This window comes from Salipiger thiooxidans (assembly GCF_900102075.1).
Lineage (GTDB): Bacteria > Pseudomonadota > Alphaproteobacteria > Rhodobacterales > Rhodobacteraceae > Salipiger > Salipiger thiooxidans.
Genome location: NZ_FNAV01000051.1, coordinates 1 through 8,976, shown reverse-complemented (window position 1 = coordinate 8,976; position 8,976 = coordinate 1). Strand labels below are relative to the sequence as shown.

The window sequence follows — 8,976 nt, the reverse complement described above, 5'->3', positions numbered from 1 at the left end:
CGAGGCCGACCTTCTGGCGCTGGTGGAGCGGCTGAACGCCGATCCGGCGGTGCATGGCATCCTCGTGCAGCTGCCGCTGCCGGACCACATGAACTCGGACGCGGTGATCAACGCGATCTCGCCCGCCAAGGACGTGGACGGGTTCCACATCTCGAACGTGGGCCTCCTGGGCACCGGCCAGAAGAGCATGGTGCCCTGCACCCCGCTCGGCTGCCTGATGATGTTGCGCGACCAGCTCGGGTCGCTTTCCGGGCTCGACGCGGTGGTGATCGGGCGCTCGAACATCGTCGGCAAGCCGATGGCGCAGCTGCTGCTGGGCGAGAGCTGCACCGTGACCATCGCGCATTCGCGGACGAAGAACCTCGCCGAGGTGGTGCGCCGGGCGGACATCGTGGTGGCGGCGGTGGGCCGTCCGCAGATGGTGCCGGGCGACTGGATCAAGCCGGGTGCCACGGTGATCGACGTGGGCATCAACCGCATCGCCGCGCCCGAGAAGGGCGAGGGCAAGACCCGGCTGGTGGGCGACTGCGACTACGACAGCTGCGCCGAGGTGGCGGGGGCGATCACCCCGGTGCCGGGCGGCGTCGGTCCGATGACCATCGCCTGCCTGCTGGCCAACACCGTCACCGCCTGCTGCCGGGCGAACGGCCTGGCCGAGCCCGAGGGGCTGACGGCCTGATCCCTGCGGCGCAAAGACCGCTTTCCAAGAAATAACAATAACGAAAACAGACACCCGACCGGTGCCAATCAGGGGGGCGACCGGCTGAAGGAGACAACCGACATGACGAAATACTGCCTGACCGTAACCTGCGCCACCACACGCGGGATCGTCGCGGCCATTGCCACCTTCCTGGCCGAGCACGGCTGCAACATCACCGACAGCTCGCAGTTCGACGACGTCGAAACCAGCCGGTTCTTCATGCGGATCAGCTTCGAGTCGCAGGACGGGGTCGACCTGGCCGCGCTCGAGGCGGATTTCGCGGCCATCGCCAAGACCTTCTCGATGCAGTTCGCCTTCCACGACGAGGCGGAGAAGATGAAGGTGGTGATCATGGTCAGCCGCTTCGGGCACTGCCTGAACGACCTGCTCTACCGTGTCCGCATCGGCGCGCTGCCGGTCGAGATCGTCGCGGTGATTTCGAACCACATGGATTACCAGAAGGCGGTGGTGAACAGCGACATCCCCTTCCACTGCATCCGGGTCACCAAGGAGAACAAGCCGCAGGCCGAGGCCGCGATCATGAAGGTGGTCGAAGAGGCAGGGGCCGAGCTGATCGTGCTGGCGCGCTACATGCAGATCCTGTCGGACGAGATGTGCCAGAAGATGTCGGGGCGGATCATCAACATCCACCATTCCTTCCTGCCGTCGTTCAAGGGCGCGAACCCCTACAAGCAGGCTTTCGCCCGCGGCGTGAAGCTGATCGGGGCGACCTCGCACTACGTGACCGCCGATCTCGACGAGGGTCCGATCATCGAACAGGACACGGTGCGCATCACCCATGCGCAGTCGCCCGACGACTACGTCTCGCTCGGCCGCGACGTGGAGAGCCAGGTGCTCGCCCGCGCGATCCACGCCCATGCCAACCACCGGGTGTTCCTGAACGGCAACAAGACCGTGGTGTTCCAGGCCTCGCCTGGCAGCTACAGCTCTGAAAAAATGGGGTGATTGCCGAACCGGGCTTTGCCCGGCAAACCCTCCGGGGGAGGGTTTGAGGCTATCACGGGCGGAGCCCAGGGCGGCCGGGCCGGGCTCTGCCTGACACACCTTCCCGGGGAGGTGTTGAGGTTATCGCAAACGGGGACCACCGGAATACAAAGCGGATGCCCGGGGAAACCTCCTTTGGAGACTTCTCGAGGGTGAACTGGCGGAGCCCTGGGGTGACCAAGCAGGGCCACGCCCTGAAAAAGGCCCGGGCATTCAAGGCCATGCCCGCTCCACCGGGGGCAAGCCGCACCAACCACCCACCCCAAAAGAGGCGCGTTAACCGCGCCTCTTGCCGCTTCCGGGTACCGGCTCTGGACCAGCGCGGGGAAATTGGTCTAATTGGCACGGTTTTCCCGAAGGTCCGTGTCTTGTCCAATTCCTCCCTGCCGTCCTCCGGCGCGTATCTTCCCGGCGCCACCGTCAAATATGTGATCGAAACGCTGCTGACGCGGATCGTGACGCAGGAGTATGCGAGCGAGGAACGCCTGCCGTCGGAGCGCCAGCTCGCGCAGGATCTGGGGGTCGCCCGCAACACCGTGCGCGAGGCGCTCGATCAGCTCGAGGCGCGCGGCATGATCCGGCGCCGGGCCGGCTCGGGGTCCTTCGTGACCTATGACCCCGATGGCGAGGCCAGCGCCACCTCTCCGGTGGCCGCGGATGTCGGGCCGCTGCAGCTTCAGGTGATGCGCGGCATCATCGAGCCCGAGATGATGCGGCTCGCGGTCATCAACATGACACCGCGCCAGATCGAGGCGCTTTCCGTCGTCCTGTCGAAGATGGAAGCGGTGCAGGCCGATGCCACCGCCTTCGTGCGGCTGGAGGAGGAATTCCACCGGCTGATCGCCGAGGGTACCGGCAACCCGCTGCTGCTGGCCTGCTACAACCTCGTGCTCGACGCGCGTCGGCAGGCCTTTCGCACGGCGATGTACCGCCGCCACCTCACGCCCGCGCGCATCGCGATCTACCAGCGCGGCTACAACGGGCTGTTCAACGCCATCGCCGCGCGGGACATCGAGGAAGCCAGCGAGTTCATGAAGCTGTCGCTGATCGAGGACCAGCGGATCCTGCTTCAGGAGGACTGATTGGCCCAACCAATCGCAGCTATTCTTGAGGTCATTGCGGACTGACCCGGCCACGAACAGAGGGTGCGAATCCTCGTCGTGCTCTTCGTCGCTCTCTTTGCGTTTCCGTCCAGTACGGTGCCAAAACGCGCTGTCCTGCGCCTAAAAATTGATCCCAGACTCGGATTTCGGCGCCTCACGGGCCGAATCGGCACTCTTCTTTAATTCCTCACAGGAAAAAAGTTTGACTGAGGGTGATCGATTGCGATGTGCTTTGGTCACTGAATGATCCAGTTGCCGAAATTGGTTCAATCCAAAAATACAGATCTCAGGCAACCGGGTTGAACACCACTCCAGACAGGGAGACTGGCTTGGAACAAGATCTGGCGTCCTTGGCAGCCACCGTTGCGGAGCTGAAGGCGAATGCCTCTGCGACCAACGGAACGTTCGCCGAAACCTTCTACTACCTGACGATCCCTCTCATGGTCCTGATCCACGTCGGGTTCCTGGCCTACGAGATGGGCGCCTCGCGCTCGAAGAACGCGCTGGCCTCGGGCATCAAGAACATCCTCGCCTTCGCGATGATCGTTCCCTTCTTCTACTTCGTCGGCTGGTGGATCTACTGGGCCTTCCCCACGGGCCTGTCGCTGTCCGAGGGTGCCATGGGCATCTCGGGCCTGGCCTACGCCAACGACGTGGCGCTGCCGTGGAACCAGTACATGGGGCCGAACCTCGACGACCGGTCCTCGGGCGTGTTCTGGGGCGCCTTCGTGCTCTTCGCCGCGACCACCGCGTCGATCCTGTCGGGCGGCGTGATCGAGCGCATCAAGCTCACCGGTTTCGTCGTGCTCGCCATCGTGCTGGGCGGCGGGCTCTGGATCCTCGCGGCGGCCTGGGGCTGGCACGTGGACGGCTGGCTGGTCACGAAGTTCGGCTACCACGACTTCGGTGCCGCGGGCGTCGTGCACATGATCGCGGGCTTCTTCACGCTGGGGGTGCTGATCAACCTCGGGCCGCGGATCGGCAAGTTCAACGCCGACGGCAGCGCCAACCACATCGCCGGGCATTCCATGCCGATGACCCTGATCGGGCTGATGCTGATCATCGCCGGGTTCTGGGGCTTCCTGATGGGTTGCGTCATCGTCCCGGGCGAAACCTGGTCCTGGGGCAACGCCATCGAGGCCACCATCTACGGCACGCCGATGACGCTCTCGGGCATGACCTTCAACACGCTCATGGGCTTTGCCGGCGGCATCATCGGTGCCTGGATGGTGACGCGCGATCCGTTCTGGATGATGTCCGGCGCGCTTGGCGGCATCATCTCCTGCGCCGCGGGCCTGGACCTCTGGTATCCGCCCATGGCCTTCGTGATCGGCTTCATCGGCGCCTGCGCCATGCCCTTCGTCGCCAGCTTCATCGAGAAGCGCGGCATCGACGACGCGGTGGGCGCCTTCGCGGTGCACGGTTTCCTCGGCCTCTGGGGCGTGCTCTCGGTCGGCATCGCCGCGCAGGGCTACCCGGCACTGGCAGGCGAGAACGTGATCACCACCTCCTTCACCGGCCAGCTCGTCGGTGCGGCGGTGATGGGGCTCATGGGCTTCGTGCCCGGCTACCTGGTTTCGCTGCTGCTCAGGGTCACCGGCCAGCTGCGCGTTCCCGCCGAGGCCGAGATCCTCGGGCTCGACGCGGTCAAGGTGCCCGCCTCGGCCTATCCCGAAGGGCTTCATCCCTCGGTCAGCCCGGCCGAATGACCTGCAACACGAAAGGACACTGCCATGGAAGCCCCTTTTGACGTGACCTCCTGGGACGGGATCACCGGCGCCATCTACGCGGGCTACGGCTCGGTCGAGGGACTGTGGATCGCCGTCTGCCTCGCGCTGATCGTCGTCGCCATCGTCTTCGGCTGGCGCCACGAAGAGCACGCCTACAAGGCCACCCGCAAGAGGTAAGGCCCACAGGGCCACGGACCCGGCGGCATGGCGCCGCCGGGATTCCCATTGGAAACGCACAAGACTGACCGGAAGGACAAACGGCATGATCGCATCGTGGAGATTCTCCGCACTGGCGGACCGGCACCGGGCCATGGGCTCCAATCTCGAAGACTGGAGCGGCATGGGCACCGCATGGACCTACGACAAGGACCAGAAGGAGGAGTACGAGGCCATCCGCACCAAGGCGGGCGTGATGGACGTCTCGGGGCTCAAGAAGGTCCACATCAGCGGGCCGCACGCGCAATACGTGATCGACAAGGCCACCACCCGGAACATCGAAAAGCTCAAGCCCGGCCGGTCGACCTATGCGACCATGCTGAACGACGCCGGAAAGTTCGTCGACGATTGCGTCATCTACCGCATGGGTCCGCACAGCTTCATGGTCGTGCATGGCTCGGGCGCGGGGCATGAGCAGCTTGCGATGTACGCGGCGGGCCGCAACGTCGTGATGATGTTCGACGACGACCTGCACGACATCTCGCTGCAGGGTCCGCTCGCCGTCGACTATCTTGAAAAGCACGTCCCCGGAATCCGCGACGTGATCTATTTCAGCCACATCCAGACCACGCTCTTCGGCAAGCCGGTGATGATCTCGCGCACCGGCTACACCGGCGAGCGCGGCTACGAGATCTTCTGCCGCCGCCAGGACGCGGTCGAGATCTGGGACACGATCGTGGCCGAAGGCGCGGAGATGGGCATCATCCCGACCCGCTTCACCACGCTCGACTGGCTGCGGGCGGAAAGCTACCTGCTGTTCTTCCCCTACGACAATTCCGAGATGTACCCGTTCGAGGACGAGGCCCCCGGCGACACGCTGTGGGAACTGGGACTCGATTTCACCGTCTCACCGGGCAAGACCGGTTTCCGCGGCGCCGAAGAGCACTACCGCCTGAAGGGCAGGGAGCGCTTCAAGATCTACGGCGTCAAGCTCGAGGGCACCGAGCCCGCGCCCGAGGGCGCGGTCCTGCTCAAGGACGGCGAGCCGGTCGGCGTGGTCACCATCTGCATGAATTCCGAGCTGAACGGCCACACGGTCGGCATCGCACGGATGCCGGTGGACTGCGCCGTCGACGGCACCCCGCTGACAATCCGGGCCGGGGACAAGGAGCTGCCCTGCGTCGCCCATTCCATGCCCTTCTACGACGTCGACAAGAAGCGTCGCACTGCCAAGGGCTGAGTGAAACCTTGCGAGGCGGGGCCCCGAGCCGCCCCGCCTCCTGAGAGCCAACAGGAGGCTTGAGGCAAACCGATGCCGAACACGAAATTCTCTCCGTCGATCGACTCGCGCCCGACCTATGCCGGGCTGGTCTCGCAAGGGGCCGCGCCGGGCATCATGGTGGCCGACGCGGCCGGTGCCGATGCGCTGGTCGATCTTGCCAGCGCCGACAGTTCAGTGATGGACCGCGCCCACGTGCTGCTGGTCGGTGCCGCTGCCGATACCGTTTCCCGGATCGAGGCGCTGCACCCCAAGGCGCTGCACGGCGCCCCCGATCTCGAAGCCGCCACCCCGCTGGTGAAGCGCCTGCTGTCCGCCGCGCGCATGGGCACGACGCTCTACCTTGCGGGCTCCGAGGGGCTGATGGGCCATGTCGCGGCGCTCGCCACTGCCGAGGGCCTGCCGCTGGAGGCGATCCAGATGGAGCATCGCGGCACCGTCGCCCGGCGGATGCAATGCGTGCATTGCAAGGGCATCACCGAGGACGTGACGACCGATCCCTTCACCTGCTCCCATTGCGGTCTGACGCTTTTCGTGCGGGATCATTTCTCGCGCCGCCTGGGCGCATTCCAGGGCGTCTGCGTCGATGCCGAAACGCCGGGCGTCGTGCCCGACGCGCAGGAGATCCGGGCATGAGCAAGCTTGCACTCAAGGTGACCGAGATCGAGGCGCTCTCGCCGCTGGTCAAGCGCTTCCGTTTCGAGGACCCGGCGGGCGCGCCGCTGCCCGTCTTCTCCGGCGGCGCCCACATCACCGTCGAGATGCCCGACGGCGACACGATCCGGCGCAATTCCTACTCGCTGATCTCCGACCCGCACGACGGGTCCGGATACGAGATCGCCGTGCGGCGCGAGGATCGCGGCCGGGGCGGCTCGCGCTACATGCACACCCGGGTGAACGAGGGCGACGCGATCACCGTCTCCTCGCCCGCGAACCTGTTCCAGCTCGACCTGCGCGCGCGCAAGCACGTGCTGATCGCGGGCGGCATCGGCATCACGCCCTTCCTGTCGCAGCTGCGCCAGCTCGGCATCGCACAGAAGCCCTATGAACTGCACTACGCCGCGCGCTCGCGCGACGAGGCGGCTGGGCTCAGGCTGCTGCCGGACGCGGCGCATATCCATGTCCATATCTCGGACGAGGGCGCCCGCATGGATCTGGGCGCCATCCTCGACGGCCAGCCGCTGGGCACGCATGTCTACACCTGCGGGCCCGAGGGGCTGATCTCCGCGGTGGCGGACCAGGCGGCGCGTCTGGGCTGGCCGAAGACCGCCGTGCATTCCGAGGCCTTCACCGCACCGCCACCGGGCGAGCCCTTCGAGGTGGTGGTGAAATCCTCGGGCCGGACGGTGCAGGTGAAGGCGGACCAGAGCCTTCTCGAAGCGCTCGAGGCCGCGCAGGTCGAGATCGACTATTCCTGCCGAGGCGGCGCCTGCGGCCGCTGCCGGACCCATGTCATCGCCTGCGACGGCCGGATCCTGCACAACGACCACTGGCTCAGCGAGGCCGAGCGCGCCGAGCAGAAAACCATCATGCCCTGCATGTCGCGCTTCAAGGGCGCGCGGCTGGAACTGGACCTCTGAGGAGCCGACCGATGACGATGCAATTCAACGACGAGACCTTCCGCGGCGACTACACCTTCCGCAACTCGGCCGCCGCCATCCGCCGCTTTCCGTTCCCCTTCGACCGCGACGGCTACATGTACTCGGTCAACATCGAGCAGCACCCCGGCGGGCCCGCGGGCAGCCCGTTCGAATTCGCCTTCGACGTGGACGAACATTACGTCGCCGAGATGAAGGACCGCGAGATCACGCTCGCCGACGACCCGATGCGCTGCCAGTCGCTGCCGCACATGGAGCTGGCGGGCTGGGATCTTCTCGAGCTCATCATGGTGTCGAAGGCGCGCGACTATCCCGAGCTCTTCAAGCTCAACCGCGACGGCAATGCCTGGCACTGGATCAACAGGCCGCTGGGGATCGACAAGACCTTCACCTTCCTCGACCCGACCACGCTGCCCTGCGGGCCGATGGAGTACATCACCCGTCAGGCACAGGGCGATTTCGCGCTGTTGCACGAGCGCGAGGGCAACCTCTGGCTGGACGCGGGAATGGTGACCTCGCAGGCCGACTGGTCGCTGGATTTCGACGTCGGCATGAACTTCTTCGAATGGCACGCCCCGGTGCCCAAGGCCCGCAAGATGGGGGTCTTCGACAAGGCGCTGAAGTTCCTGCTGGCGGTCACGCAGGAGCAATCCTACCGCCGCCTCAACTGGACGATGACGGTGAACCCGCGCCTCGACACCAGCCCCGAGAACTACCACAAGTGGGGGCCGGAGAAGCGCAGCATCACGCCCGCGAACGTGGGTGCGAAACAGTTCCTGCGGGTCGAGCTGCAGACGTTCTGGCGGTTGCCGCGCTCGAACGCGCTGGCCTTCCCGATCCGGTGCTACCTGTGCAACCTCGAGGACATCGCGACCCAGCCCAAATGGGGCCGCCGCCTGCACCGGGTGCTGCGCGACATCGACCCGGATCTCGCGGAGTACAAGGGCTTCGCCGTGAACCACGAGGTCATCGTCGACTATCTCGCGCAGTTCGACGACGGCGCCGAGACCTCGCCGGGCATCTTCCCGGACTGATTGCCGGTCTCGCTGCCGCGGGGGGGTGAGGTGTGTGCGCTACTTGAAGCGCGACTCCCATGACCTGCGAGGGTAGGGGCGTCGGCCGATTTCCTCCATCATCTTTTCTCGGAAGACCTCGGCCGGGGTCCTCCAGCCGAGGCATTTGCGGGGCGTGTTGTTGAGCTGGTCGCAGAGTTGCTTCAGCTCGGGCTCTGTCATGGCAGCGACGTCACGCTGCCTTGGAAGCCAGCGGCGGAGCCGGCGGTTGGTGTTCTCGACTGTGCCTTTCTGCCAAGGCGAGGAGGGGTCGCAGAACCACGTTTGGGTTCCGAGCTGGGCCTGCAGGTGCGGCCATGACACGAATTCCGTGCCGCGGTCGAAGGTGATGG

At 65.8% G+C, this 8,976-nt stretch carries 10 protein-coding genes; 9 read left to right on the top strand and 1 reads right to left on the bottom strand.

Annotated features, from left to right (window positions below; translation table 11 throughout):
• The 9 genes from folD to BLQ77_RS27725 all read left to right on the top strand — a co-directional run.
• On the top strand, nt 1-679 hold a 679-nt coding region (gene folD, locus BLQ77_RS27760), incomplete at its 5' end, for a bifunctional methylenetetrahydrofolate dehydrogenase/methenyltetrahydrofolate cyclohydrolase FolD (protein WP_089964288.1).
• A gap of 102 nt (nt 680-781) precedes the next feature.
• Complete coding sequence (purU, locus tag BLQ77_RS27755; protein ID WP_008887947.1) at nt 782-1,666, top strand: formyltetrahydrofolate deformylase; 885 nt, start codon at nt 782-784, stop codon at nt 1,664-1,666.
• A 407-nt stretch (nt 1,667-2,073) separates the two neighbouring features.
• Nucleotides 2,074-2,787, top strand: a complete 714-nt coding sequence (locus BLQ77_RS27750; RefSeq protein WP_089964287.1) for a FadR/GntR family transcriptional regulator — start codon at nt 2,074-2,076, stop codon at nt 2,785-2,787.
• A 350-nt stretch (nt 2,788-3,137) separates the two neighbouring features.
• On the top strand, nt 3,138-4,517 hold the full coding sequence (locus BLQ77_RS27745; protein WP_008887924.1) for an ammonium transporter: 1,380 nt from the start codon (nt 3,138-3,140) through the stop codon (nt 4,515-4,517).
• 24 nt (nt 4,518-4,541) lie between these two features.
• A complete protein-coding gene (locus tag BLQ77_RS28985; RefSeq protein ID WP_008887885.1) occupies nt 4,542-4,715 on the top strand; it encodes a hypothetical protein in 174 nt (57 codons plus the stop codon).
• 85 nt (nt 4,716-4,800) lie between these two features.
• Nucleotides 4,801-5,934: an aminomethyl transferase family protein gene (locus BLQ77_RS27740; protein ID WP_089964286.1), complete on the top strand. Its 1,134-nt coding sequence runs from the start codon at nt 4,801-4,803 to the stop codon at nt 5,932-5,934.
• A gap of 72 nt (nt 5,935-6,006) precedes the next feature.
• Complete coding sequence (locus BLQ77_RS27735) at nt 6,007-6,609, top strand: dimethylamine monooxygenase subunit DmmA family protein (RefSeq protein WP_089964285.1); 603 nt, start codon at nt 6,007-6,009, stop codon at nt 6,607-6,609.
• A complete protein-coding gene (locus BLQ77_RS27730; RefSeq protein WP_089964284.1) occupies nt 6,606-7,553 on the top strand; it encodes a PDR/VanB family oxidoreductase in 948 nt (315 codons plus the stop codon). Before BLQ77_RS27735 ends, BLQ77_RS27730 begins: the two co-directional genes overlap by 4 nt.
• An 11-nt stretch (nt 7,554-7,564) precedes the next feature.
• Entirely contained in the window at nt 7,565-8,605 is a 1,041-nt protein-coding gene (locus tag BLQ77_RS27725; RefSeq protein ID WP_089964283.1) for a heme-dependent oxidative N-demethylase family protein, read from the top strand.
• Between the two features lie 39 nt (nt 8,606-8,644).
• Here the strand turns inward: BLQ77_RS27725 and BLQ77_RS27720 are convergent.
• A partial coding sequence (locus tag BLQ77_RS27720) for an IS30 family transposase (protein ID WP_110476951.1) occupies nt 8,645-8,976 on the bottom strand: 332 nt, incomplete at its 5' end.

Coding starts and splice junctions, on each gene's coding strand:
- purU (WP_008887947.1), top strand. CDS start 782: ATGACGAAATACTGCCTGACCGTAACCTGCGCCACCACACGCGGGATC.
- BLQ77_RS28985 (WP_008887885.1), top strand. CDS start 4,542: ATGGAAGCCCCTTTTGACGTGACCTCCTGGGACGGGATCACCGGCGCC.
- BLQ77_RS27740 (WP_089964286.1), top strand. CDS start 4,801: ATGATCGCATCGTGGAGATTCTCCGCACTGGCGGACCGGCACCGGGCC.
- BLQ77_RS27735 (WP_089964285.1), top strand. CDS start 6,007: ATGCCGAACACGAAATTCTCTCCGTCGATCGACTCGCGCCCGACCTAT.
- BLQ77_RS27730 (WP_089964284.1), top strand. CDS start 6,606: ATGAGCAAGCTTGCACTCAAGGTGACCGAGATCGAGGCGCTCTCGCCG.
- BLQ77_RS27725 (WP_089964283.1), top strand. CDS start 7,565: ATGACGATGCAATTCAACGACGAGACCTTCCGCGGCGACTACACCTTC.